The 23,630-nt window shown below is 59.7% G+C and carries 28 protein-coding genes; 11 read left to right on the top strand and 17 right to left on the bottom strand.

Annotated elements, in window-relative coordinates; translation table 11 throughout:
• Nucleotides 1-15 precede the first annotated feature (15 nt).
• Nucleotides 16-561 carry a gamma carbonic anhydrase family protein gene (locus VLA07_RS24915; protein ID WP_333992152.1) on the top strand — a complete coding sequence of 182 codons (546 nt, stop codon included), beginning with the start codon at nucleotides 16-18 and terminating at the stop codon, nucleotides 559-561.
• A gap of 28 nt (nucleotides 562-589) precedes the next feature.
• Nucleotides 590-1,240, top strand: coding sequence for an HAD family hydrolase (locus VLA07_RS24910; RefSeq protein ID WP_041074751.1), 651 nt, complete (start codon nucleotides 590-592; stop codon nucleotides 1,238-1,240).
• 94 nt (nucleotides 1,241-1,334) lie between these two features.
• On the opposite strand, the gene VLA07_RS24905 is transcribed toward VLA07_RS24910, so the two are convergent.
• The gene (locus tag VLA07_RS24905) at nucleotides 1,335-2,417 is read right to left on the bottom strand and encodes an aminopeptidase (RefSeq protein WP_333992150.1); all 1,083 of its coding nucleotides are present in this window, start codon (nucleotides 2,415-2,417) and stop codon (nucleotides 1,335-1,337) included.
• A gap of 58 nt (nucleotides 2,418-2,475) precedes the next feature.
• On the opposite strand from VLA07_RS24905, the gene VLA07_RS24900 reads away from it, so the two are divergent.
• Both VLA07_RS24900 and VLA07_RS24895 read left to right on the top strand, forming a co-directional pair.
• Complete coding sequence (locus VLA07_RS24900; protein WP_247269496.1) at nucleotides 2,476-2,898, top strand: PA0061/PA0062 family lipoprotein; 423 nt, start codon at nucleotides 2,476-2,478, stop codon at nucleotides 2,896-2,898.
• 40 nt (nucleotides 2,899-2,938) lie between these two features.
• Entirely contained in the window at nucleotides 2,939-3,358 is a 420-nt protein-coding gene (locus VLA07_RS24895; RefSeq protein WP_330205699.1) for a PA0061/PA0062 family lipoprotein, read from the top strand.
• Nucleotides 3,359-3,364: 6 nt separating this feature from the next.
• Here VLA07_RS24895 and VLA07_RS24890 read toward each other — a convergent pair whose 3' ends face one another.
• Nucleotides 3,365-3,604, bottom strand: coding sequence for a DUF1161 domain-containing protein (locus tag VLA07_RS24890; RefSeq protein ID WP_330205698.1), 240 nt, complete (start codon nucleotides 3,602-3,604; stop codon nucleotides 3,365-3,367).
• Nucleotides 3,605-3,852: 248 nt separating this feature from the next.
• Complete coding sequence (locus tag VLA07_RS24885) at nucleotides 3,853-4,284, bottom strand: OsmC family protein (RefSeq protein WP_034152273.1); 432 nt, start codon at nucleotides 4,282-4,284, stop codon at nucleotides 3,853-3,855.
• Between the two features lie 241 nt (nucleotides 4,285-4,525).
• On the opposite strand from VLA07_RS24885, the gene VLA07_RS24880 reads away from it, so the two are divergent.
• Nucleotides 4,526-5,527: an LLM class flavin-dependent oxidoreductase gene (locus VLA07_RS24880; RefSeq protein WP_103368008.1), complete on the top strand. Its 1,002-nt coding sequence runs from the start codon at nucleotides 4,526-4,528 to the stop codon at nucleotides 5,525-5,527.
• Nucleotides 5,528-5,698: 171 nt separating this feature from the next.
• Here the strand turns inward: VLA07_RS24880 and VLA07_RS24875 are convergent, their stop codons facing one another.
• The gene (locus VLA07_RS24875) at nucleotides 5,699-5,920 is read right to left on the bottom strand and encodes a DUF1161 domain-containing protein (RefSeq protein WP_115988512.1); all 222 of its coding nucleotides are present in this window, start codon (nucleotides 5,918-5,920) and stop codon (nucleotides 5,699-5,701) included.
• Nucleotides 5,921-6,044: 124 nt separating this feature from the next.
• Nucleotides 6,045-6,260 carry a dodecin gene (locus tag VLA07_RS24870; RefSeq protein ID WP_027610201.1) on the bottom strand — a complete coding sequence of 72 codons (216 nt, stop codon included), beginning with the start codon at nucleotides 6,258-6,260 and terminating at the stop codon, nucleotides 6,045-6,047.
• A gap of 157 nt (nucleotides 6,261-6,417) precedes the next feature.
• Between VLA07_RS24870 and VLA07_RS24865 the strand changes: the two genes are divergently transcribed.
• Nucleotides 6,418-6,744 carry a DUF883 family protein gene (locus VLA07_RS24865; RefSeq protein ID WP_003220391.1) on the top strand — a complete coding sequence of 109 codons (327 nt, stop codon included), beginning with the start codon at nucleotides 6,418-6,420 and terminating at the stop codon, nucleotides 6,742-6,744.
• Here the strand turns inward: VLA07_RS24865 and VLA07_RS24860 are convergent.
• On the bottom strand, nucleotides 6,717-7,634 hold the full coding sequence (locus tag VLA07_RS24860; RefSeq protein WP_333992145.1) for a LysR family transcriptional regulator: 918 nt from the start codon (nucleotides 7,632-7,634) through the stop codon (nucleotides 6,717-6,719). The genes VLA07_RS24865 and VLA07_RS24860 overlap by 28 nt on opposite strands.
• 113 nt (nucleotides 7,635-7,747) lie before the next feature.
• Between VLA07_RS24860 and trpB the strand changes: the two genes are divergently transcribed.
• The 3 genes from trpB to VLA07_RS24845 all read left to right on the top strand — a co-directional run bounded on the left by trpB (nucleotide 7,748) and on the right by VLA07_RS24845 (nucleotide 10,354).
• The gene (gene trpB, locus VLA07_RS24855; protein ID WP_333992144.1) at nucleotides 7,748-8,980 is read left to right on the top strand and encodes a tryptophan synthase subunit beta; all 1,233 of its coding nucleotides are present in this window, start codon (nucleotides 7,748-7,750) and stop codon (nucleotides 8,978-8,980) included.
• The gene (gene trpA, locus VLA07_RS24850) at nucleotides 8,980-9,792 is read left to right on the top strand and encodes a tryptophan synthase subunit alpha (RefSeq protein WP_135294677.1); all 813 of its coding nucleotides are present in this window, start codon (nucleotides 8,980-8,982) and stop codon (nucleotides 9,790-9,792) included. The genes trpB and trpA overlap by 1 nt, the downstream gene beginning before the upstream one ends.
• 121 nt (nucleotides 9,793-9,913) lie before the next feature.
• Nucleotides 9,914-10,354, top strand: a complete 441-nt coding sequence (locus tag VLA07_RS24845) for an anti-virulence regulator CigR family protein (RefSeq protein WP_330205697.1) — start codon at nucleotides 9,914-9,916, stop codon at nucleotides 10,352-10,354.
• Nucleotides 10,355-10,439: 85 nt separating this feature from the next.
• Here the strand turns inward: VLA07_RS24845 and VLA07_RS24840 are convergent, their stop codons facing one another.
• The 11 genes from VLA07_RS24840 to VLA07_RS24790 form a co-directional block, all read right to left on the bottom strand.
• Entirely contained in the window at nucleotides 10,440-12,401 is a 1,962-nt protein-coding gene (locus tag VLA07_RS24840) for a DUF7844 domain-containing protein (RefSeq protein WP_333992142.1), read from the bottom strand.
• Entirely contained in the window at nucleotides 12,398-12,718 is a 321-nt protein-coding gene (locus tag VLA07_RS24835) for a DUF2388 domain-containing protein (protein WP_007911662.1), read from the bottom strand. Before VLA07_RS24835 ends, VLA07_RS24840 begins: the two co-directional genes overlap by 4 nt.
• 42 nt (nucleotides 12,719-12,760) lie before the next feature.
• Complete coding sequence (locus tag VLA07_RS24830) at nucleotides 12,761-13,066, bottom strand: DUF2388 domain-containing protein (protein WP_333992139.1); 306 nt, start codon at nucleotides 13,064-13,066, stop codon at nucleotides 12,761-12,763.
• Nucleotides 13,067-13,174: 108 nt separating this feature from the next.
• Nucleotides 13,175-13,492, bottom strand: coding sequence for a DUF2388 domain-containing protein (locus VLA07_RS24825; RefSeq protein WP_007962831.1), 318 nt, complete (start codon nucleotides 13,490-13,492; stop codon nucleotides 13,175-13,177).
• Between the two features lie 134 nt (nucleotides 13,493-13,626).
• Nucleotides 13,627-13,836: a DUF1127 domain-containing protein gene (locus VLA07_RS24820; RefSeq protein ID WP_027610194.1), complete on the bottom strand. Its 210-nt coding sequence runs from the start codon at nucleotides 13,834-13,836 to the stop codon at nucleotides 13,627-13,629.
• A 255-nt stretch (nucleotides 13,837-14,091) separates the two neighbouring features.
• The gene (locus VLA07_RS24815) at nucleotides 14,092-14,307 is read right to left on the bottom strand and encodes a DUF1127 domain-containing protein (protein WP_007962833.1); all 216 of its coding nucleotides are present in this window, start codon (nucleotides 14,305-14,307) and stop codon (nucleotides 14,092-14,094) included.
• Nucleotides 14,308-14,627: 320 nt separating this feature from the next.
• Nucleotides 14,628-16,121, bottom strand: coding sequence for an acetyl-CoA hydrolase/transferase family protein (locus tag VLA07_RS24810; RefSeq protein ID WP_333992135.1), 1,494 nt, complete (start codon nucleotides 16,119-16,121; stop codon nucleotides 14,628-14,630).
• A 214-nt stretch (nucleotides 16,122-16,335) separates the two neighbouring features.
• Complete coding sequence (locus VLA07_RS24805) at nucleotides 16,336-17,769, bottom strand: NAD(P)(+) transhydrogenase (Re/Si-specific) subunit beta (protein ID WP_027610192.1); 1,434 nt, start codon at nucleotides 17,767-17,769, stop codon at nucleotides 16,336-16,338.
• Nucleotides 17,769-18,089, bottom strand: a complete 321-nt coding sequence (locus VLA07_RS24800) for an NAD(P) transhydrogenase subunit alpha (protein ID WP_003220416.1) — start codon at nucleotides 18,087-18,089, stop codon at nucleotides 17,769-17,771. The genes VLA07_RS24805 and VLA07_RS24800 overlap by 1 nt, the downstream gene beginning before the upstream one ends.
• 15 nt (nucleotides 18,090-18,104) lie before the next feature.
• Nucleotides 18,105-19,226, bottom strand: coding sequence for a Re/Si-specific NAD(P)(+) transhydrogenase subunit alpha (locus VLA07_RS24795; protein ID WP_007962844.1), 1,122 nt, complete (start codon nucleotides 19,224-19,226; stop codon nucleotides 18,105-18,107).
• Nucleotides 19,227-19,660: 434 nt separating this feature from the next.
• On the bottom strand, nucleotides 19,661-20,560 hold the full coding sequence (locus VLA07_RS24790; RefSeq protein ID WP_333992127.1) for a LysR family transcriptional regulator: 900 nt from the start codon (nucleotides 20,558-20,560) through the stop codon (nucleotides 19,661-19,663).
• Between the two features lie 157 nt (nucleotides 20,561-20,717).
• On the opposite strand from VLA07_RS24790, the gene VLA07_RS24785 reads away from it, so the two are divergent.
• Both VLA07_RS24785 and VLA07_RS24780 read left to right on the top strand, forming a co-directional pair.
• Nucleotides 20,718-21,899 carry an acyl-CoA dehydrogenase gene (locus tag VLA07_RS24785; protein WP_003220420.1) on the top strand — a complete coding sequence of 394 codons (1,182 nt, stop codon included), beginning with the start codon at nucleotides 20,718-20,720 and terminating at the stop codon, nucleotides 21,897-21,899.
• A gap of 13 nt (nucleotides 21,900-21,912) precedes the next feature.
• Nucleotides 21,913-23,133, top strand: coding sequence for a CaiB/BaiF CoA transferase family protein (locus tag VLA07_RS24780; RefSeq protein WP_098966520.1), 1,221 nt, complete (start codon nucleotides 21,913-21,915; stop codon nucleotides 23,131-23,133).
• Nucleotides 23,134-23,630: the final 497 nt, after the last annotated feature.

Below are 23,630 nucleotides of genomic sequence, written 5' to 3'. Positions count from 1 at the left end.
GAGAGAGAACTTATCGTGCCCGTTCGCAAGTACCAGAATCACACCCCGCAGCTCGGTCAAGGCGCGTTTGTCGACGCCTCCGCGGTGGTGATCGGCGACGTCGAAATCGGCGAAGACAGCTCCGTGTGGCCGCTGACCGTGATCCGTGGCGACATGCACCGCATCCGTATCGGCGCGCGCACCAGCGTGCAGGATGGCTGCGTGCTGCACATCACCCACGCCGGGCCGTTCAACCCGGAAGGTTTCCCGCTGCTGATCGGCGATGACGTGACCATCGCCCACAAGGTCATGCTGCATGGCTGCAGCGTTGGCAGTCGTGTGCTGATCGGCATGGGCAGCATCGTCATGGACGGCGCGGTGGTCGAGGACGATGTGATCATCGGCGCCGGCAGCCTGGTGCCGCCGGGCAAGCGCCTGGAAAGCGGTTTCCTCTACGTGGGCAGCCCGGTGAAGCAGATCCGCCCGCTGACCGACAAGGAACAAGCCTTCTTCACCTACAGCGCGGCGAACTACGTGAAGCTCAAGGACCTGCATCTGGCCGAAGGCTACGACCAGCTCTGAAACGACTTACACCTGCTCAGGATTTCTCATGCATTACCAGACCGTACTGTTCGACCTCGATGGCACCCTGACTGACCCGCGTGAGGGCATCACCCGTTCCATCCAGTTCGCTTTGAGCAAACTCGGCATCGACGAGCCGGACCTGAGCAAACTCGAACACTTCATCGGCCCGCCGCTGTTGCAGGCGTTCATGCAGTTTTATGGCTTCGACGAGGCCAAGGCCTGGGAGGCGGTGAATTTCTATCGTGAGCGCTTCAAGGTCACCGGCCTGTACGAGAACCGTGTGTTCGACGGCGTCACGCCGTTGCTGGAAACCCTGAGCGGCCAGGGGCGACAGCTGTATATCGCGACCTCCAAACCTTGGGAGTTCGCCCGGGAAATCGCCCGGCACTTCGACTTCGCCAAACACTTCAAGGTGATCTACGGCAGTGAGCTGGATGGCACGCGGACCAACAAGGTCGAGCTGATTGCGCACCTGATCGCCGAAGAAGGGCTGGATCCGGCCAATACGCTGATGATCGGCGACCGCAAGCATGATCTGATCGGCGCGCGCAGCAACGGCGTGGACGCGGCGGCAGTGGGCTATGGGTTTGGCAGTTTTGAAGAGTTGAGTGCCGAAGCGCCGGCTTATCACTTTGAGACTTTGGCTGAGTTGCATCAGGCGTTTCTGCGGCGCTGATTGGATTGCTATCGCGAGCAGGCTCACTCCTACATTTGGAATGCGTTCCTCCTGTAGGAGTGAGCCTGCTCGCGATGACGTCTTCTCAATCAACTCAACTGTTTGTATCTGCCAATACTTTCAAAGCCGTCTTGCGCTTCTCAAGGGGTAAACCACCCAACTTCTCAACCTCAACATAAAACCGCACCCAATCCCCCCCTACCTTTCTGAACAGTGCCGCAAACGCCGGCACCCACTGGTCATACAGGCCAAACGGCAACAACCGCGCATTGTTCAGCGGCATATTCACCCACGCGTCATAGCGCTTGTCCCCGGCCCACTGGCTGTCGCGCGTCACCCGGTAATCGCGCCGAAACCGCTCGAATTGCGCTGCTTTACGCTCGCGCATCTGCTCGGCTGGCAGCGGCTGAGCGTAGAGTTTTTCCAGGCGCGAGCGCGTTTCCAGCACCAGTTCGATGAACTGATCGCGCTGCCTGAGCCTGGCATCGGTGTCCGGCGGCAGGCCACGAAACGCCCGCCACTGGCGGGTGCCTTCCTGCTCGACAAACGTGGCAAAGGACTCATTGAACTCGGTGTCGTCTTTCACATAGAAACGCTGATGCGCCAGTTCATGAAATATCAACGTGGCCAGACGCTCATCGCCCCAGCCCATCATCGAATTGAGGATCGGGTCATTGAACCAGCCGAGGGTTGAATAGGCCTCGACGCCGCCAATCGCCACGTCCATGCCTTGCAGGCGCTGAATTGCCGCTTCGCCCCGGGCAGCGCTCTGGCTGTAGTAGCCGCGATAGGCCACGCAACCGGCGATCGGGAAGCAATGGTTCTGCGGGGTCAGGGAAAACTCCGGGGTGGCGAACACGTTCCACACCACATACGGCCGGCCGATGTCGGCGTACAGCCGATAGCTCTGGTTGTCCGGCAGGTGCAGCTGTTCGCTGGCGAAGTCCCGGGCCTTTTGCGACTGGGTCAGGTGCGTGCGCAGGGTTGCATCGCGGCTTGGGTCGGCAATCACCTTGGCCACCGGCTCACGCGCGCGCAACAACTGCAACTGACCGCTGGCCAACTGGCTGTAATAGCTGACGCTGGAACAACCGTTGAGCAACAAAAACATCACCCCCGGAAACAAAATCCGAAAAACGCGATCAAGTAACCCATGGCTTGGAAGCGGCCTGCTCAAAATAAAAATCCTTTGGAAAGTCTGCCCGCAAGACTATCCCGCCATTTGGAGCTTCGCTATGCGCATGTTGTTGCTGACAGGAGGCCTGCTGACGCTGGCCGGTTGTGCCGGATTCGGAATGCCCGATCCTGACCCCTCGCAAGCCTGGATTGATCTCGATGCCCGGCAACAGGACACGGCGTTGCAAGCGCTGAAAGTCGATGACAAGGCAACTGTCGACAAACGTTATTTCGAAGTGCAGCCCGGCAGCCATGAGTTGAAGGTGCGTTATCAGTTTCCGGTCGAAGCCACCAACATCGGCCCCGACGCCGAACCGCTGTGGCGCGATTGTCAGTTGAAGCTGACATTCAAGGAATTCAACGCCGGACAGCGTTATCAATTGCAAGCCGGCAGCATCGGGTTCCGGCCATGGGCGAAGCTCTATGACGAGCAGCGCAATGTGGTCGGCCAAGGAACCCCGGCAGGCTGCCAGCGCACGTGATCGGCGCTATGCTGGAGGTCTGAACCCCTGGACATCCCTCATGCGCAAGTTGATGTTGTTGCTCGCGGTCGGCGTTGTCGCCGGTTGCCAGACCCCGTTACCGCCGGTCGATCCGCAAATGGCCTGGGTCGACTTCTCGACCCCGACCCCTGGCGGCAAACTGCTTATGGCCGAGCGCCTGGACAATCAACGGCTGACCGATGGGCGCTTCTTTCAGGTCGCGCCTGGCAGCCATGAGCTGCGGGTGCGGTTTGACTTCGAGGTGTTTGGTGGCGGCGGTGCGCTGATGACCGGCCCTGTCGAGCGGCTGTGCTACCTGTACATCCGCTACGACCATTTCGAAGCCGGCCAGCATTATCTGCTGGAAGGTCGTTCGCTAGGGTTCACCCCGAGTGCCCGGCTGTATAACGCCAAACGTGAAATCGTCGCCGAGGATCGCGACTACAACTGCATCAACTGAGACGACTCAGCTGTCGTTCTTCTGATAGATGATCGCTTTGCTGCCGTTCTCACATGAACCGACCACCATGGCGATGTCATGTTTTGCGGCTTCTTCCTTGCTGACGATCTCCAGTGTGTAGGACGGCACTGCTTTAGCCTGAATCTTGATTTCGATCTCTTTCCTGAGTTCTTCACAGTCTTTCGGTGCGGCAAGAACCGTTGTGGCCAATGCACTGCAGAGGATCGCCAAGCCAATACGTTTCATATCCTGAAGCTCCATGGGGCAGCGCGCACGGGCGTGCGCTGAAGCTGCTGTCACTTATTCGACCATATTTTTGCAGGGCGGGTTCTGACTTCGCTCACATCTTCCGGGATTGCGGTAATTGTTAGATTGCCATCGCGAGCAGGCTCACTCCTACAGGGGATCCCGATTGTTCACAATTGATGTGTCCGCTGGAGATCGAATGTAGGAGTGAGCCTGCTCGCGATGGCGTCAGTACAGTTAACGCCTGATCAGCTGACCAGCGAAGCCTCAAGGGTAATCTTCGCATTCAACACCTTGGACACCGGGCACCCTTCCTTGGCCTTGTTGCTCAGTTCTTCAAACTGCGCCTGAGTCGCCCCCGGGATTTTCGCCTTGAGGATCAGCTTCACCGCCGTGATTGCGAAGCCGCCATCCACCTGATCCAGCGTTACTTCAGCCTGCGTATCAATGCTGTCGGCCTTCAGGCCCGCATCCCCCAGAATCATCGAAAACGCCATGGAAAAACAGCCAGCATGCGCGGCGCCGATCAGTTCTTCCGGGTTGGTACCCTTGCCGCCTTCGAAGCGGGCCTTGAAGCCGTACGGCGCTTCTCTGAGGACGCCAGTCTCGGTAGAGATCGAGCCGATGCCGGTTTTCAGATCGCCTGCCCAATGTGCGGATGCTTTCTTCACGATAGCCATGTCTGCCTCCTCAAGATCTGGCGCGGAACGCCGCGCCGTCGTGGTTTTTGCTTGCAAGGCTTCTGAGGATAGACGTCGGGACAAAGTTCAGCCCGGTTGAATCGTTGACTTTTTTAGTGGGAAATTTCATCGCGGCTATTGAAACTCGGGTATATGCCCTCATTGCATAAAACACGCTTATGGATTGGGCAGGTTTTCGTTCGCAAGAAAAACCTGCCTCCTCATTCGGAGACGCAGGTTTATGAAGCAACTGTCCGACGTAAAGTTTTCCACCCTTGATCTGGTGCCCGTGCGCGAGAACGGCAGCCCGACGCAATCGCTGCGCAACTCGCTGGATCTGGCACAGCATGTCGAGAAACTCGGCTATACCCGCTTCTGGGTCGCCGAACACCACAACATGGACGGCATCGCCAGTTCTGCCACCTCGGTGTTGCTGGGATACTTGGCCGGCGGTACCTCGACGATTCGCGTCGGCTCCGGCGGGGTGATGCTGCCCAACCACGCGCCGCTGGTGATCGCCGAACAGTTCGGCACTCTTGAAAGCCTGTACCCGGGACGCATCGATCTGGGTCTGGGCCGCGCGCCCGGCTCCGACCAGATGACCGCCCGCGCCCTGCGTCGTGAGCGCTCCGGCAGTGCCGATGATTTCCCGGAAGACGTCGCCGAGCTGGCGCGCTTCCTCGGCCCGCGCACCCCGGATCAACGGGTGATCGCCATGCCCGGCACCGGCACCAACGTGCCGATCTGGTTGCTCGGTTCCAGCCTGTTCAGCGCGCAGCTGGCCGGTGAGCGTGGTTTGCCCTACGCCTTCGCCTCGCACTTCGCCCCGCGCTTCATGCACGAGGCGATTCGCGTCTACCGCAACCACTTTAAGCCGTCGGCAGTGCTCGATAAACCGTACGTGATGCTCGGGGTGCCGTTGGTGGCGGCCGATACCGATGAGCAGGCCGACTACCTGGCGACCTCGGTGTACCAGCGAATTCTCGCGCTGATGCGTGGGCAGAGTCTGGTGCAGCGTCCGCCGGTGAAAACCATGGACGGCCTGTGGCTGCCCCATGAGCGCGAGGCGGTGGGGGATTTCCTCGGTCTGGCGATGGTCGGCAGCCCGCAGAAGATCCGCGCGAAGCTGGAGGTGCTGGTCGAGCAGACCCAGGCCGATGAGCTGATCTTCACCTGCGATCTGTATGAGCATGCCGATCGTCTGCACTCCTATGAATTGCTGGCCCAAGTCATGAAGGGCTGACTCTGGAATACGGCTTCTGTGGGAGCGGGCTTGCTCGCGAAGACGGAGTGTCAGACACCCTGGAGGTCGGCTGACATAACGCTTTCGCGAGCAAGCCCGCTCCCACATTGGGAACCAGTGGCCCACAAAAAAGCCGACGCCTTCGCGTCGGCTTTTGCATTTCAATCGCGATCACCCGCGTTTGTAGACGATTTCCTTGGTGCCGCCTTCACAGGTGCCCACAACTTTTCCGCCATTGGCTCCCTTGTCGACAACCTCCAGCGAATACCCTGAAACGCCCTTGGCATCCAGCTTCGCTGCAATCTCGCCTTTCAGCTCTTCACAAGGCTTGCCAGCAGCAAACGCGCCACCCGCAAGGCTCAACAAACCTACTGCCAATATGAACTTCTTCATCGGTCGCACTCCCTGGTCGGATTAAAAGAGGTGGGCATCAGGTCTCCCGATGCACTCACCTTGTAGCGCTTTGCCATTCCTATGGCACTCGGCCAGCGCGCAAGTTCAGAAGCGTAGCCCAAACTCAGCTGCTGGCAATCCGGAAGCCGACTTTGAGTGTGACCTGGAAATGCGCAGCCTTGCCGTCCTTGATGTGGCCACGGGTCTCGACCACTTCAAACCATTCCAGATGTTTGATGCTCTTGTTCGCTTCAGCCAGCGCATTGTTGATGGCGTCTTCGATGCTGCTGGTGGACGAGCCGACCAGCTCGACTTTCTTGTACGTGTGATGGTCACTCATGGCGATCTCCTGGATGTGTGGATTTGAGACTAGCAGTGAATCTGCACTGTTGATTTCGGCGGCTCAATGCAAGCGAAGTTCAGATTTTCTGCACTTTCTCAAACCGCTGAAGTCCCAACCAACACACGCCACTCATCACCAATGCAGGAGAGCCACCATGGCCAACACCTCTTTACGTAAAGCCTCGTTGCAAAGCATGGAAGCCGAGATCGAGAGTCTGCTCAAATCGTTGGAAAGCCTGAAGGACGACGCGTCCGACGAGTCGCGCAAGACCCTCAAGGCGCTCAAGAGCAACGCTGAAAGCGCGCTGAAACATTCGCGCAGCCTGCTCAGCGATGCCTATGAAGAAGTTAAAGTGAAAACCCGCGAGACCGGCATCGCCACCCGCGATTACGCTCAGGAACACCCTTGGACCACCGCCGGTGTGGCGGTCGGTGCAATTGGTCTGCTGGCTGCTTATTTGCTGTTCAAGCGCGGCGAGTGATCCGTCTGGCGCAGCTCATTCTTGAGCCATTGCGCCAGTTGCCGGGCGCGCCCGTCTGCGGCGCGCTTGGGTAGCCACAACGCCAGTTGCGCCGGGGTTTCGCAAAAGCCCCACGGCGCAACCAGGCGACCGGCCTTCAAGTCTTCGGCCACCAGCGGCTCTGGCGCGATTGCCACGCCGAGTCCGGCCACTGCGGCTTCCAGCAGATAATACAAATGCTCAAAACCTTGCCCCAACTTCAACGCCTTGGCGTCGAGGTGATTTTGCTGTGCCCAACTCGGCCAGGCTTGCGGGCGCGATGTGGTGTGCAGCAGCGGCTCGCTGAGCAAGGCTGACGCCGGCGCCGCTTGCAGGCGTTGGTAGCCACTGAACAGCGGGCTCATCACCGGGCCGATGCGTTCTGCGGCCAGTAGGTAGACCTGCATGTCTGCCGGCCATGGCGGCTCGGCGAACAACAGCAACGCATCGAGTCCAGGGCGCCGCGGGTCGAGATCACCTTCACCGGCTGACAAGTGCAGACGCAAGTCCGGCAGATCGGCGTTGAGCCGCCCCAGGCGTGGGATGAACCAGCGCGCCAACAGACTGCCGGAGCAGCCGAGCACGAACGGCGCGTCAGCGGTGCTTTGCGTCAGCTCGGCACACACGCTGCGCAAGCGATCGAAGGCCTCACCGCTGGCATCTCGCAGACGAACACCGGCATCTGTGAGTTTCAAGCCGCGACCATCCTTGACGAACAGGCTCACGCCCAGATGCTCTTCGAGCACTTTGAGCTGACGGCTGACTGCACCATGAGTGACGTGCAGCTGTTCGGCTGCCTGGCTGACGCTGTTCAGTCGGGCAGTGGCTTCAAACGCGCGCAAGGCGTTCAGCGGGGGAAGGTCGTGGCTCATGGTATCTGTGAGTTTTCCTGACAGGTTGTGGCGATCTTATCGGTTTTCAGCCTGGAAGGTCAGGGGTAGAGTGGCGTCATTGTCTTCTGACCCGAATTCACCTGGAGCAAATCATGACCCAGACTTCGAACACCTCCAACCTGCGCAGCGGGCCTGACGATAACGGCCTGTTCGGTGCGTTCGGCGGCCGCTACGTGGCGGAAACCCTGATGCCGTTGATCCTCGATCTGGCCCGCGAATACGAGGCGGCCAAGGAAGATCCGGCGTTCAAGGAAGAGCTGGCCTACTTCCAGCGTGACTATGTCGGTCGTCCGAGCCCGCTGTACTTCGCCGAGCGTCTGACCGAGTTCTGCGGCGGCGCGAAGATCTACCTCAAACGCGAAGAGCTGAACCACACCGGCGCGCACAAGATCAACAACTGCATCGGCCAGATCCTGCTGGCGCGGCGCATGGGCAAAAAACGCATCATCGCCGAGACCGGCGCCGGTATGCACGGTGTGGCGACGGCCACCGTGGCCGCGCGTTTCGGTCTGGACTGCGTGATCTACATGGGCACCACGGACATCGAACGTCAGCAGGCCAACGTGTTCCGCATGAAGCTGCTGGGCGCCGAAGTGATCCCGGTGGTGGCCGGTACCGGCACTCTGAAAGACGCGATGAACGAAGCGCTGCGTGACTGGGTAACCAATGTCGACAGCACCTTCTACCTGATCGGCACCGTGGCCGGCCCGCACCCGTATCCCGCCATGGTGCGCGACTTCCAGGCAGTGATCGGCAAGGAGACCCGCGAGCAGTTGCAAGCTCAGGAAGGTCGTCTGCCGGACAGTCTGGTGGCGTGCATCGGGGGCGGCTCCAACGCCATGGGCCTGTTCCACCCGTTCCTCGATGATCAAAGCGTCGAAATCATCGGGGTTGAAGCGGCCGGTTACGGCATCGAAACCGGCAAGCACGCGGCCAGCCTCAATGGCGGTGTACCGGGTGTGCTGCACGGCAACCGTACCTTCCTGTTGCAGGACGACGATGGCCAGATCATCGACGCCCACTCGATTTCCGCCGGCCTCGACTACCCGGGCATCGGTCCTGAGCACGCCTGGTTGCATGACATCGGCCGCGTCCAGTACACCTCGGTGACTGACGACGAAGCCCTCGCGGCGTTCCACCAGTGCTGCCGCCTCGAAGGCATCATCCCGGCGCTGGAAAGCGCTCATGCTTTGGCTGAAGTCTTCAAACGTGCGCCGAAACTGCCGAAGGATCACCTGATGGTGGTCAACCTGTCGGGCCGTGGCGACAAAGACATGCAGACCGTCATGCACCATATGGAACAGTTCAAGCAGGAGAAACACTGATGAGCCGCCTGCAGACCCGTTTTGCCGACCTCAAGCAACAGAATCGCGCCGCGCTGGTGACCTTCGTCACCGCCGGTGATCCGGACTACGACACTTCGCTGGCGATCCTCAAAGGTTTGCCCGGCGCTGGCGCCGACGTGATCGAGTTGGGCATGCCGTTCACCGACCCGATGGCCGATGGTCCGGCGATTCAACTGGCGAACATCCGTGCCTTAGGCGCCAAGCAGAATCTGGCGAAAACCCTGCAAATGGTTCGCGAGTTCCGCGAAGGCAACAGCGACACGCCGCTGGTGCTGATGGGCTACTTCAACCCGATCCACATGTATGGCGTTGAACGTTTCATCGCTGACGCCAAAGACGCGGGCGTCGACGGTCTGATCGTGGTCGACATGCCGCCAGAGCACAATAATGAACTGTGCGACCCGGCACAGGCTGCAGGTCTGGACTTCATCCGCCTGACCACCCCGACCACTGATGATGCGCGTCTGCCGAAAGTGCTCAATGGCAGCTCGGGCTTCGTTTACTACGTGTCGGTGGCCGGTGTGACCGGTGCCGGTGCGGCGACTCTGGAACACGTCGAAGAGGCGGTCACCCGTTTGCGTCGCCACACTGACCTGCCGATCAGCATCGGTTTCGGTATTCGTACTCCGGAGCAGGCGGCGTCCATCGCTCGTTTGGCGGACGGGGTGGTGGTGGGTTCGGCACTGATCGATCACATCGCCAATGCGACCACGCCGGCCCAGGCTGTCGATGGCGTGCTGGGTCTGTGCAAGGCGCTGTCCGAAGGCGTGCGTCAGGCCCGCGTCAGCTGAAGGTAAAGTTCCTGATACAGAGGAATTAGCGCCTCACATCACGGCCTAATTGAGCAAGACCGAGGGATTCAGAACCACGTTCTGAATCCCTTTTTGCTGTTGGTGCAGTGAGGAAGACTTGATGAAAATGCCGAAACGTCTGATTGCCGGACTGGGCGTGCTGATGCTCAGCGCGACGCCGCTGCTGGCCAGCGCCGATCCACGCGATGATCATGACCACGGCGGCCCGCAGCAGGGCCACTACGATAACCGTGGTGACGATCACCGTGGCCTGCAGAACGACCACCGTGGCGGCCCGCCACACGACTTCGGCCCGGTACGCCAGACCATTCGCGACAATCACGGCTACTTCGTGCGCGGCGCACCGCCACCTCCGGGAATCCATTTGGAACGCGGCCGGCCGTTACCGCACGGGTATTACGGCGAGCGGCTGGACGGTCGGGCGCTGAGTCGTCTGCCGGTTTATCCGGGTTATGAGTGGCGCCGCGCCGGGGGCGATATCGTGCTGATCGCAGTGGGTACCGGGATCGTTTACGAAATTCTGGATGGCGTTTTGTACTGATTTACAGGCAATAAAAAGATCGCAGCCTGCGGCAGCTCCTACATTTATCTCTGTAGGAGCTGCCGCAGGCTGCGATCTTTTGCTTTCAGGGCAATTCCAGTCCGCCGGACGCCTTGTGCAGTTTGCGCAGGTGCTCGCCGATCTGCTTCACATTGGCTTCGCTGGCGGCAATTTCGGCCGCTCGCTTGGGTTCCAGCAACTTGCGCACTTCCTTGTCCAGATCGCCGCTCAGCGCCAGCAGTTGTTTCTGGCGTTGGGCGCTTTCGTCTTGCAGGCGCTTGAACTCGCTCGGTTGCGGCAGCCCGTAGCCGCGGCTGTCGAGCAGTTCCGCCGGACGACTGAGGAAGCCGCTGTTGGCGAGAATTTCCTGCAGGGTGGCGTTGGCCTTGTCCATGCCGCCGTTTTCCAGCTCCCGAGCGCCGAGGTAACGCTGCTTGACCTCGTCCTGGGCCAGCAGCAACTGACGGCGATAGCTCGCCTGTTCCAGCAGGAGCAATGCAGCGCTGGTGCGCAGGTCTGCACGTTCGAACCACTGGCGACGTTCCTCGGCAGACAGCGATAGCCAATCTTCGACGCTGGTTTGCTTGATCGGCAGCTGCTTTTTCAACACATCGAACATCGCCTGATAGCGATCGCGGAACGAGTCGAAGCGATAACCCAGGCGCAGCGCTTCCTTGGGATTGTCGAGCACGCTGGTGTCGGCCAGGCCACGGCCTTTGAGCACTTCCAGCAAACCGTTGGGCATGATGCTGTCCAGGCCAATCAGTTGCTTGTTATTGCTGCCGCTGCGCAACAGCTTGAGGCTTTCCACGGCGCAGTTGTTGGACAGGAAGAAGTAGTTGCCGTCGTAACTCCAGTGCATCTCGGCGGCGTGTTCGACCACCTCTTCAATCTCCGTGCGCGACAGATTCAGCGGCACTGAAGCGAGGCTGCGCAGTTCGGTCTTGGTGTATTCGTCGATCACCTGCGCCAGCGGCAGGACGAACAGGCGTGACGGATATTTGCCGACCAGTCCGTCCCAGCTTGACAGCTGCACGTCGCCGACAAAGGCGCGGTAGGACAGCACCAGATGCTGATCAAGGTCGAGCCGGCAATCCGGCCCACGCGGGCGACCTGGTGCGCAGATCACCAGGCGCAGCATGCTGTGACCCCAGCGGCTGACCCAGTTCTGGTTGGCTTCTGCCAGCAGATAATCGACGGCGTACACCCGCTCCGGGTCGACCTGGCCCAAGGGCTGTTTGGCGAAGTCGTTGCCGGCGTTGAGAAAGGCGAAGGTATTGCTGCAGGTGTCCTTGGCCGGTGGTGCCCAGCCGAAGCGCTCCTTGTAGTAGCGATAGAGCGCCGGACGGCGACAGGCGTAGCTCGGGTCGAGGAGGAAATACTCCATGTTGACCGCGACAAACTCTTTCGGGCTGGAGATCTCGTACAGGTCCGGGCTGCGGGCGACCTGACGGTTGTGTTGTTCACGCTCACCACGGCGCCCGACGTACTGCTGCCAACCGGCGAGATCAAGCAGACGTGGATCATCGCTGAGGGTAAAGCGTCGTTCAGTCTGGCCACGGCACTCATCGGGAATGCCGACCAGGCCGGCGCTGTTACTGCGGCGAGTGCAGCGCTGGATCAGCGTGCGTTCGGCGGCGGGCCACAGACGCGCGCGATCGTAAATGTGGGTGAGTTCGTGCAGCACCGTTGCCAGCAGTTCCTGACGCACCGTGCCGTGGGGGCGATTGGTTTTCTCGTTGGCCGCGCTGCCGTCGGTGAGGCCGGCGAGCAGTTTGCGGTTCAGGTCGAGCTCGGCAACCAGGGTCGCCTGGCCGTAGGCGTTACCGGGCATGTCGTCGGTCCAGCCGACATCGATGCGCCGGTCCAGTTGTTCGACGAAGCTGGGCGGCAACTTGTGCATGGCTTCATCGAGCAGCGCCTGGCTGGCCTGCTGCTGAGCGGGGCTCAGGCCGTCGGTCTTGAGCCGCAATTGCAGGCTGGCGTGGGCGCTGTTGCCAAGCAGCAACAACGCCCCGGCCAGTAGCCAGGCGCCGAGTGACTTCACAGGGCGAGGATGGCTTCGGCGAGCACCTGATCACTGGCGTCGCGGGCTTCCGGCACGCGCGTGCGCAAGGTGTTGAGGGCGGCCTCCAGGTGCGCACCACGGATATCGCCATTGGTGGCAACGAAGCTGGCCGCATCGTCGTGGGCTTCGCGGATGATTTTCGAATCGCGAATCGACGTCGTGGTATCGGAGGTGAAATCGATGGTGCGCTGGGAGGCACGAACGATGATGTTACTGGTGGCTACCAGGGTGTGTGCCTGGGCCACATCGGCCAACAAAAACAGGCCAAGGGCGGCAGCAATCAGCGGGCTACGCATGGAACGACTCCGGAGGGCAATGTTAACGAGGGATCATGATAACTATTGGACGAGAATTGCCTGTGCCAGTTCAAGGTCGCTGACATGAAGTTTTGGTCGGGATTTGCGCAAGTAATGCAGGGCGGATTCGAGCTGCGCGCCGCGCAATTGACCGTCACTGGCAACAAACGCCGCCGCGTCATCGTGAGCGGCGATCATCAGTTTACGGTCGAATGGTGCGGAAGACACCATTCCGGTCGCCCAAACGCTGACCACGGTGTTTTGTGTGGAGACATCAAAGGCATCGACCGAGGTCGCCCAGAAGGCGCTGATCAACACAGAAGGGAAAAGCAGTTTGAATAAACGCATGAGACTCGGTAACGGTTAACGAGCCTCAAGGCTAGCGCAAATGCCCGGGCCAGAGCCAGCGGCGAAACATCGGGACACGACTGGCGTGCCCCGTGCGGCATCGTCGGATCAGATCGCGAGGATGGCTTGCGCCAGTTGGAAGTCGGTCGCGTTCAGTTGCGGTGCCTGATGGCGGATCAGGTCGAGGGCGCTTTCCAGTTTCACGCCACGGATCTGGCCTTCACTGGCGACGAAGCTGGCAGCGTCGTCACGGGCAGCGATCACGACTTTGTTGTCACGCAGCGAAGAGCTGACATCGGAGGTGGCGTCCGAGGAGGATTTCAGCGCGCCAACCACGGCGTCGGTGGTCACAATGAAGCTGGAGGCACTGGCGTTGGCAGCCACGGCCAGCAAGGCGGCAGCGCTGAGCAGGCGAAGACGGGACATGGTGGATCTCCTGATAGTAAACCGTATTGAGAGGTGGCTTGTGTCTGATGATTCAGACGCGGGTTACAGAAGATTCGCCACGTTCTGGCGTGGATATTAGGCCTGCGCGCGAGGTTCGGACAGTGGGCAGAATGCTAGCGCCAGAATGGTTTCTCCAGTTCTCTGAGCCGATCGGCATGGCTGAGGCCCAGATCCGCTAGGTCGCGCTGGTCCAGTTGAGCCAGCAGGCGCCGCGTCCTGGCGCGCTCCAGTCCTTGCCACAGGGGGCGAAACAAGCGCCGCAACGGGTGCGAGTGAGCGCGAGGTAGAGTCGAAGCTGTCGAAACATCCTGTAAGCCTTTCATGGCGTTTTCCTTAAACCGAGGAGGGTTAAGGACATGCTGCGCCCGATGCAGTTTGGCGAGCAGATACACTCATGAAAAATTGTACTGGTTCAGATTTTGTTTATTGAGAACTGTACCTGTACTTTGATTATTCTGCTGTACGGGCATTTTCGAACCCTGAAACGACAAAACCCGTCGCGGTTTCCCGCGACGGGTCTTGTGTGTTCAATTCGGGTTGCTGGCGGTGGGTCTGACGACCAGAGCCAGCGACGCTACTTAGCGCCAGAACGGCTTGCTCAGCTCTTCGTAGCGTTGTGCTTCGCTGATACCGGCGTCAGCCAGCAGACGCGAATCCAGACGAGCCAGTTGGTGGCGGCTGGAGATGCGGCGCTGCCACAACATCAGGTTGGCGATAACGCGCAGAGGCAGGGAAGCCTGGTTTTTTGCAGCTTTGTCTTCGAAGAACAGTTCGGAACTGAGTGTACGTTCCATGGTTGACATCCTTCCGCTTGTGGCGGGATCAGGTAGTGGTTTAACTGGTGCCCATGATCCTCTCGTTTGCCTAGTCTCTCTAGATACAGTTCAACTGTATTGTGAGTGACCAGTTAACTGTTTATAGGGGGTGTACGGGTCGAAATTGAGCAAACTGTACCTGTCAGCACTAATGTGGTGCGTTTTTGCTCAATTCGAGGAAGGAGGTAGGCAAAATCTGTAGGAAATAACCGGTACAGCAGTACAGTTTTTGCCAGATGTGGCGGGTTAAAAAATCCGCTGACACAAACTGTGTCTGCATCAGCGGTTGACTGTACGAATTACACCGCGAGCATACGGCCGGTTTCTTCAAGGTTCATGTGCCAGCTCAAGGCGTCACGCAGAATGTGCGGGGTATGGCCGCCGATGGCGCAGGCGGCGGTGAAGTAGTCATTTAGCGCCTGGCGGTAATCGGGATGCACACAGTTGTCGATGATCACCCGCGCGCGCTCCCGTGGCGCCAGGCCGCGCAGGTCGGCCAGGCCGATTTCGGTCACCAGGATGTCTACGTCATGCTCGGTGTGGTCAACGTGGCTGACCATCGGCACCACGCTGGAAATGGCGCCGCCCTTGGCGATCGACTTGGTCACGAACACCGCGAGGTGTGCGTTGCGCGCGAAGTCGCCCGAGCCACCAATGCCGTTCATCATCCGCGTACCGCAGACATGGGTGGAGTTGACGTTGCCGTAGATGTCGAACTCCAGCGCAGTGTTGATACCGATGATACCCAGACGACGCACCACTTCCGGGTGGTTGGAGATTTCCTGCGGGCGCAGCACCAGTTTGTCCTTGTACTTCTCCAGGTTGCCGAATACGTCGCTGTTGCGCCGCTCCGACAAAGTGATCGAGCTGCCCGACGCAAAGCTCAGCTTGCCGGCGTCGATCAGGTCGAAGGTCGAGTCCTGCAGCACTTCGGAGTACATGGTCAGGTCTTCGAACGGCGAATCGATCAGACCGCACATCACCGCGTTGGCGATGTTGCCGATCCCGGCCTGCAACGGGCCGAGCTTGTTGGTCATGCGCCCGGCATTGACTTCCTGCTTGAAGAAGGTGATCAGGTGCTCGGCGATGGCATTGGTGTCGACATCCGGGGTCGACACCGTGGACGGCGAATCCGCCTGCTGGGTGATGACGATGGCGACAATCTTCTCCGGCGGGATCGGGATCGCGGTGCTGCCGATGCGATCGTCGACTTTCACCAGCGGGATCGGCGTGCGCGTCGGGCGATAGGTGGGGATATAGATGTCATGCAGGCCTTCGAGGTTGGCGTTGTGCGCCAGGTTGATCTCGACAATCACCTGCTTGGCGAAAATCGCGAAGCTCGCCGAGTTGCCCACCGAGGTGGTCGGCACGATGTGGCCTTGCTCGGTGATGGCCACGGCTTCGATCACTGCGATGTCCGGCAGCTTCAGTTGCTGGTTGCGTAGTTGCTCGACGGTTTCCGACAGGTGCTGGTCGATGAACATCACTTCGCCGGCGTTGATTGCCTTGCGCAAGGTGCTATCGACCTGGAACGGCATGCGCCGCGACAGCACGCCGGCCTCGGTCAGTTGCTTGTCGAGGTCGTTGCCCAGGCTTGCGCCGGTCATCAGGCTGATCTTCAGCGGCGTGACCTTGGCTCGCTCGGCCAGTGCGTGAGGGACAGCTTTGGCTTCGCCCGCGCGGGTGAAGCCGCTCATGCCGACGGTCATGCCGTCTTCAATCAGCGCGGCGGCGTCGGCGGCGCTCATCACTTTATCCAACAACGAAGGCAGGCGAATACGGTCACGGTACATGGATTATTTTCTCGGGAAGCGAGTAGCAGGATGCGCAGTCTAGTGAATTTCGCGGGCGCCTGTCCCGCTACCAAGGTCGCAAACGAGGCGTCTATTTAGCGGGTTTGAAGTAAAACACCGTTACTGGATCTGCAACAACGCGGCAAATTGTCCGACGGTTTGCGCAAACAAAAACGCCCCGACAAGTCGGGGCGTCCGGTGCAACTGCGGAGGATTACTCGACCGCTTTGACCATGTCTTCGATGACTTTTTTCGCGTCGCCGAACACCATCATGGTCTTGTCCAGGTAGAACAGTTCGTTGTCCAGACCGGCATAACCGCTGGCCATCGAGCGCTTGTTGACGATGATGGTCTTGGCCTTGAACGCTTCGAGAATCGGCATGCCGGCAATCGGCGATTTCGGGTCGTTCTTGGCGGCCGGGTTGACCACGTCGTTGGCGCCGAGTACCAGCACCACGTCGGCCTGGCCGAACTCGGAGTTGATGTCTTCCATCTCGAACACCTGGTCGTAAGGCACTTCGGCCTCGGCGAGCAGGACGTTCATGTGCCCCGGCATGCGACCGGCCACCGGGTGGATCGCGTACTTCACGGTCACGCCGCGATGGGTCAGTTTCTCGGTCAGCTCTTTCAATGCATGCTGCGCACGGGCCACCGCCAGGCCGTAACCCGGGACGATGATCACGGTGTCGGCGTTGGTCAGCAGGAACGTTGCGTCGTCGGCCGAACCGGATTTCACCGGACGGGCTTCTTTCGCACCGGCAGGTCCTGCGTCGGCCGTGTTGCCGAAACCGCCAAGCAGTACATTAAAGAAGGAACGGTTCATCGCCTTGCACATGATGTACGAGAGGATCGCACCGCTCGAACCCACCAGAGAGCCGGCAATGATCAGCATCGAATTGTTCAGCGAGAAGCCGATACCTGCTGCCGCCCAACCCGAATAGCTGTTGAGCATCGACACCACCACCGGCATGTCGGCGCCGCCAATCGGGATGATGATCAGCACGCCCATCACGAACGCCAGAGCCAGCATCAGCGCGAACGCGGCGAGGTTGCCGGTGAGCATGAAGGTCACGCCCAGCACCAGTGTCGCCAGACCGAGTACTGCGTTCAGCTTGTGCTGACCGGCAAACTGTACTGGCGCGCCCTGGAACAGGCGGAACTTGTACTTGCCCGACAGCTTGCCGAAGGCGATCACCGAGCCGGAGAAGGTGATTGCACCAATCGCCGCGCCGAGGAACAGCTCCAGACGGTTGCCCGCCGGGATCGAATCGCCCAGATGTTTGACGATACCCAGTGACTGCGGCTCGACAACGGCGGCAATGGCGATAAACACCGCGGCCAGACCGATCATGCTGTGCATGAACGCAACCAGCTCCGGCATCTTGGTCATTTCAACGCGCTTGGCCATGATCGAACCGGCAGTGCCGCCAATCAGCAGGCCGACGATCACATAACCGATACCGGCAGTTGCCAGCTCAGCACCCAGCTTATAGATGAGGCCGATGGTGGTGAGGATGGCCAGCGCCATGCCGAGCATGCCGAACAGGTTGCCGCGCCGCGAGGTGGTCGGGTGCGACAGGCCTTTAAGGGCCTGGATAAAGCAGATCGACGCGATCAGGTAGAGCGTCGTGACGAGATTCATGCTCATTACTTCGGCGCCTCTTCTTTTGCTTTCGGGGCTTTCTTCTTGAACATCTCAAGCATGCGGCGGGTGACCAGGAAGCCACCAAACACGTTGACCGCAGCCAGTGCCACGGCGAGGGTGCCCATGGTTTTGCCCAGTGGCGTGACGGTCAGCGCAGCGGCAAGCATGGCGCCGACGATCACGATCGCCGAAATGGCGTTGGTCACCGCCATCAACGGCGTGTGCAGCGCAGGTGTAACGTTCCAGACCACGTGGTAACCGACATAAATCGCCAGCACGAAGATGATCAGGTTGTAGATACCGGGGGAGATAAGCTCTTCCATCGTCTGAATCCCTGCTTAGGCGTTTTTGCGGATGACTTGGCCGTCGCGGCACATCAGGCACGCGGCGACGATGTCGTCTTCGAGGTTGACGTCGAACTGGCCTTCTTTGGTGAACACCAGCTTGAGGAAGTCCAGCAGGTTGCGGGCGTATAGCGCCGAGGCGTCTGCAGCGACTTCACCGGCCAGGTTGGTCGGGCCGACGATGGTCACGCCGTTCTCGACCACTACCTGATCGGCGACGGTCAGCGGGCAGTTGCCGCCCTGAGCTGCCGCGAGGTCGATGACCACCGAGCCCGGCTTCATCTGCGCCACGGTGTCCGCGCTCAACAGTGTCGGCGCCTTGCGGCCCGGGATCAGTGCGGTGGTGATGACGATGTCGGCCTGCTTGGCGCGTTCGTGCACAGCCTGGGCCTGACGTTGCATCCAGCTCGCCGGCATCGGGCGAGCGTAACCGCCGACACCCACCGCGCATTCACGCTCTTCGTCAGTCTCGTAAGGCACATCGACGAACTTGGCGCCGAGGGATTCGATCTGTTCCTTCACCGCCGGACGCACGTCAGACGCTTCGATCACCGCACCCAGACGTTTCGCCGTGGCAATCGCCTGCAACCCGGCCACACCGGCGCCGAGAATCAGCACGCGCGCCGCTTTCACGGTGCCCGCAGCGGTCATCAGCATCGGCATGAAGCGCGGATAGTAGTGCGCGGCCAGCAACACAGCCTTGTAGCCGGCAATGTTCGCCTGCGACGACAACACATCAAGACTCTGCGCCCGAGAGGTGCGCGGCGCCGCTTCCAGAGCGAACGCGGTAATCCCGCACTCGGCCATTTTGGCGATGGTGTCGTTATTGAAGGGGTTGAGCATGCCCACCAGCACCGTGCCGCGCTTGATCAGCGCCAGTTCGGCGTCGCTGGGGGCGACCACTTTTAGAATCAGCTCGGCGCCGAACGCATCGTTGGCACTGCCAATGGTTGCGCCCGCCGCTTCATAGGCACTGTCGACAACGCTGGCTTTAACGCCGGCGCCGGTTTGCACAGTGACCTTATGACCTTGGCTGATCAGCTTTTTAATGGTTTCCGGGGTTGCAGCAACCCGTGTTTCACCGGTCTGGGTTTCGAGAGGAACACCAATGTGCACGTCAAATCTCCTGCGTGATCTTATTGAGTAAACCCAGGCACTGCGGATGGTGCGACTGGGGCGGCCGATCAGCACGATCCCGCCAAATCAGGGCGGGGCGCGGCATTTTGCAGGCGAACTTTATGCCCTTCAAGGGATTATGACGGGTGACGGAAAATTAACTACAAGTCATCCCGTGACCGAATGTCGCAGATGGCCAGTTGAATCCCTTGCAGGCCGTGCCTTGCAAGGATTCTGGCTGAATTTGAAAAAATTTCTCATCGGTGGCGTGAATAGGCCGTAATGAGTCGTGGATGAAGGCTCAAAGCCACGTCTTCAGGCGCTTGTGGGACGTCTGTACGACTTTCGGATACAGTCTGTGATTTTGCGACAAATACTTATATCTGTAGGGCTTTGATTTTCCTGACTACCGGGTTAGTAATCGCTGTAGGCCTTTATCCTTCTAGGCTGTAGCTGTTTGCCTGATTGACCAGCCAATCGCGAAAAGCCTTGAGTGATGCCGATTCGACCTTTCGCTCCGGAATCATCAGGTAATACGCCTTGATGCTGGAAAGCGCATTCGGGTTGGCGACCACCAGGCGTTTCTCGGCCAGTTCGCGCTGAATCAGAAACGGTGGAATCAGCGCGATGCCCATGTCGTGCATGGCCGCTTGGGCCAGCATGGAGAATAGCTCGTAGCGCGGACCTGTCATGTCGCGTGGGATGTTCAGGTGCTGTGAGTTGAACCATTGGCGCCAGGCGTAAGGGCGAGTGGTTTGTTGCAGCAACGGCAGCTCGGCGATCTCGTCAGGAGTCAGATGTGTCCTGCTGCCGAGTAGGGTGGGGCTGCACACCGGCATCGGATTTTCGCCCATCAGCCTGTGGGATTCGGTACCCGACCAATCGGCGTCGCCAAAGTAGATTGCCGCATCGAAATCAGTGTCGGCAAACAGGAACGGGCGGGTGCGGTTGGTCAGGTTGACCGTTACTTCCGGGTGTTTGAGCTGGAAGTCCTTGAGCCGTGGCAGCAGCCATTGCGTGCCGAAGGTGGGCACCACCGCCAGTTCGATTACGTTGGTGCCTTGCTGGCCCATCACTGAGAGCGTATCGCGCTCCACGGCGTCCAGTTGCGTCGCCACCCGACGGCTGTAGGAAAGGCCCGCTTCCGTCAGTTTCACTCCACGTCGCGAGCGTCGGAACAATTCCACACTGAGGAACTCCTCAAGGCTGGCGATCTGTCGGCAAATGGCGCCCTGGGTGAGGGAAAGTTCTTCGGCAGCCTTGGTAAAGCTTTCGTGGCGAGCGGCGGCTTCGAAGCTGATCAGGGCGGTGGTGCTGGGGATCTTCCTGCGCATGTACGTCAACCTCACTAATGCGCCGCGTAAAAGGCATTCAGCGACGTTTCGGAGTGAGAAATTAGCACAACAGGATGCGAAATCCTCGTTTGCCGCGCTGGCGAACCGGGCCTAGGATCAATGCCACGTTAATTCACCGATTTGCGAGGACACACTCATGGGCGGTAAAGCTAGCTTCAATTGGATCGATCCCCTGCTGCTGGATCAACAGCTCACCGAAGAAGAGCGCATGATCCGTGACACCGCCGCCCAATTCGCTCAGCAGAGCCTGGCGCCCCGCGTGCTTGAAGCTTTCCGCCATGAGAAAACCGATCCGGCGATCTTTCGCGAAATGGGCGAAGTCGGCCTGTTGGGGGCGACCATTCCTGAGCAGTACGGCGGTAGCGGCTTGAACTACGTCAGCTACGGTCTGATCGCCCGTGAAGTAGAACGCGTCGACTCCGGCTACCGTTCGATGATGAGTGTGCAATCGTCGCTGGTAATGGTGCCGATCAACGAATTCGGCACCGAAGCACAGAAACAGAAATACCTGCCGAAACTGGCGTCTGGCGAATGGATCGGCTGCTTCGGTCTGACCGAGCCAAACCACGGTTCCGACCCGGGCGCGATGATCACCCGTGCGCGCAAAGTCGACGGCGGCTACAGCCTGACCGGCGCCAAGATGTGGATCACCAACAGCCCCATCGCCGATGTGTTCGTGGTCTGGGCCAAGGACGATGCCGGCGACATCCGTGGCTTCGTACTGGAAAAAGGCTGGAAGGGCCTGAGCGCACCGGCGATTCACGGCAAGGTCGGTCTGCGCGCCTCGATCACCGGCGAAATCGTCATGGACAACGTGTTTGTGCCGGAAGAAAACATCTTCCCGGACGTGCGCGGCCTGAAGGGCCCGTTCACCTGCCTTAACTCCGCACGCTACGGCATCTCTTGGGGAGCCTTGGGAGCTGCCGAGTTCTGCTGGCACACCGCTCGCCAGTACACCCTCGATCGTCAGCAGTTCGGGCGTCCATTGGCCGCTACCCAACTGATCCAGAAGAAGCTGGCCGACATGCAGACCGAGATCACTCTGGCGCTGCAAGGCTGTCTGCGCCTGGGTCGCATGAAGGATGAGGGCACTGCTGCGGTCGAAATCACTTCGATCATGAAGCGCAACTCCTGTGGCAAGTCGCTGGACATCGCTCGCATGGCCCGTGACATGCTGGGTGGCAACGGTATCTCTGACGAGTTCGGTGTGGCCCGTCATCTGGTCAACCTGGAAGTGGTGAATACCTATGAAGGTACCCACGACGTTCACGCGCTGATTCTGGGTCGCGCGCAAACCGGTCTGCAGGCGTTCTATTAACAGGAGAGCGACCATGGGCGCGCTGTCGCATCTGCGGGTACTGGATTTATCGCGCGTGCTGGCCGGGCCGTGGGCCGGACAGATTCTCGCCGATCTTGGCGCCGAGGTGATCAAGGTCGAGCGCCCAGGCAATGGCGATGACACGCGCGCCTGGGGGCCGCCCTTCCTTAAGGATGCTTATGGGGAAAACACCAGCGAGGCGGCCTATTACCTGTCGGCCAACCGCAACAAGCAATCGGTGACGATCGACTTCACTCGGCCTGAAGGGCAGAACCTGGTACGGGAGCTGGCGGCGAAGTCGGACATTCTGATCGAGAACTTCAAGGTCGGTGGGCTGGCTGCCTATGGGCTGGACTACGAGTCGCTGAAGGCGATCAATCCGGACCTGATCTATTGCTCGATCACTGGCTTCGGTCAAACCGGGCCGTATGCCAAGCGTGCGGGTTATGACTTTATGATCCAGGGGCTGGGCGGGCTGATGAGCCTGACCGGTCGCCCTGAAGGTGATGAAGGCGCCGGGCCGGTGAAGGTGGGAGTGGCGCTGACGGACATTCTTACGGGGCTATATTCGACCGTGGCGATTCTGGCGGCGCTGGCTCATCGTGATCACGACGGTGGCGGGCAACACATCGATATGGCTTTGCTGGATGTACAGGTCGCATGCCTGGCGAACCAGGCAATGAACTACCTGACTACCGGCAATGCGCCGAAACGTCTGGGTAATGCACACCCGAACATCGTGCCTTATCAGGACTTCCCGACGGCCGACGGTGATTTCATTCTTACCGTTGGCAATGACGGCCAGTTCCGCAAGTTTGCCGAGGTGGCGGGCCAGCCGCAGTGGGCGGACGATCCGCGATTCGCGACTAACAAGCTGCGGGTGGCTAACCGCGCGGTGTTGATTCCTCTGATCCGCCAGGCGACGGTATTCAAGACCACCGCCGAATGGGTGGCGCAGTTGGAGCAGGCGGGCGTGCCGTGTGGGCCGATCAATGATCTGTCCCAGGTGTTTGAGGATCCGCAGGTGAAGGCGCGGGGGTTGGCGATAGAACTGCCGCATGCACTGGCGGGGATGGTCCCGCAGGTGGCGAGTCCGATCCGGCTGTCGCAGACGCCGGTCGAGTACCTTCGCGCGCCTCCTTTATTGGGCGAGCATACGTTGGAGGTTTTGCAGCGGGTGTTGGGTCTGGGCGCTGGCGCGGTAGAGGCACTCAAGGCTGATGGAGTGCTTTGAGTATCGCCTCTATATAGAAGAAGGCTGTTTCCTGCCTATATATAGATGGAATTGTGCGTTTTTTAACCGATCTGTAAGTTGTTGAAAGAAAACTGAAATTAACGGTTGACGGCAGATTCAGGAAGTCTATAATTCGCCCCACTTCCGGCGCAGTCGAAACGGAAAACTCCTTGAGATTCAATGAGTTACGCAGTTTTCGGCATCGGCTTGCTTCAGTTCATCGAAGCCTGGAAGGAGTTGAAAGANAGAAAACTGAAATTAACGGTTGACGGCAGATTCAGGAAGTCTATAATTCGCCCCACTTCCGGCGCAGTCGAAACGGAAAACTCCTTGAGATTCAATGAGTTACGCAGTTTTCGGCATCGGCTTGCTTCAGTTCATCGAAGCCTGGAAGGAGTTGAAAGAGCGGTGATGTTTGGCTCTTTTGACGGTTCGATCTTCTCGGTCGAAAGCGGAGAAAAAGAGGTGTTGACAGCAGCGTGTAACGCTGTAGAATT

Source organism: Pseudomonas sp. S3(2024) (assembly GCF_036861315.1).
Lineage (GTDB): Bacteria > Pseudomonadota > Gammaproteobacteria > Pseudomonadales > Pseudomonadaceae > Aquipseudomonas > Aquipseudomonas putida_A.
This window is presented reverse-complemented; position numbering and strand designations above follow the sequence as displayed.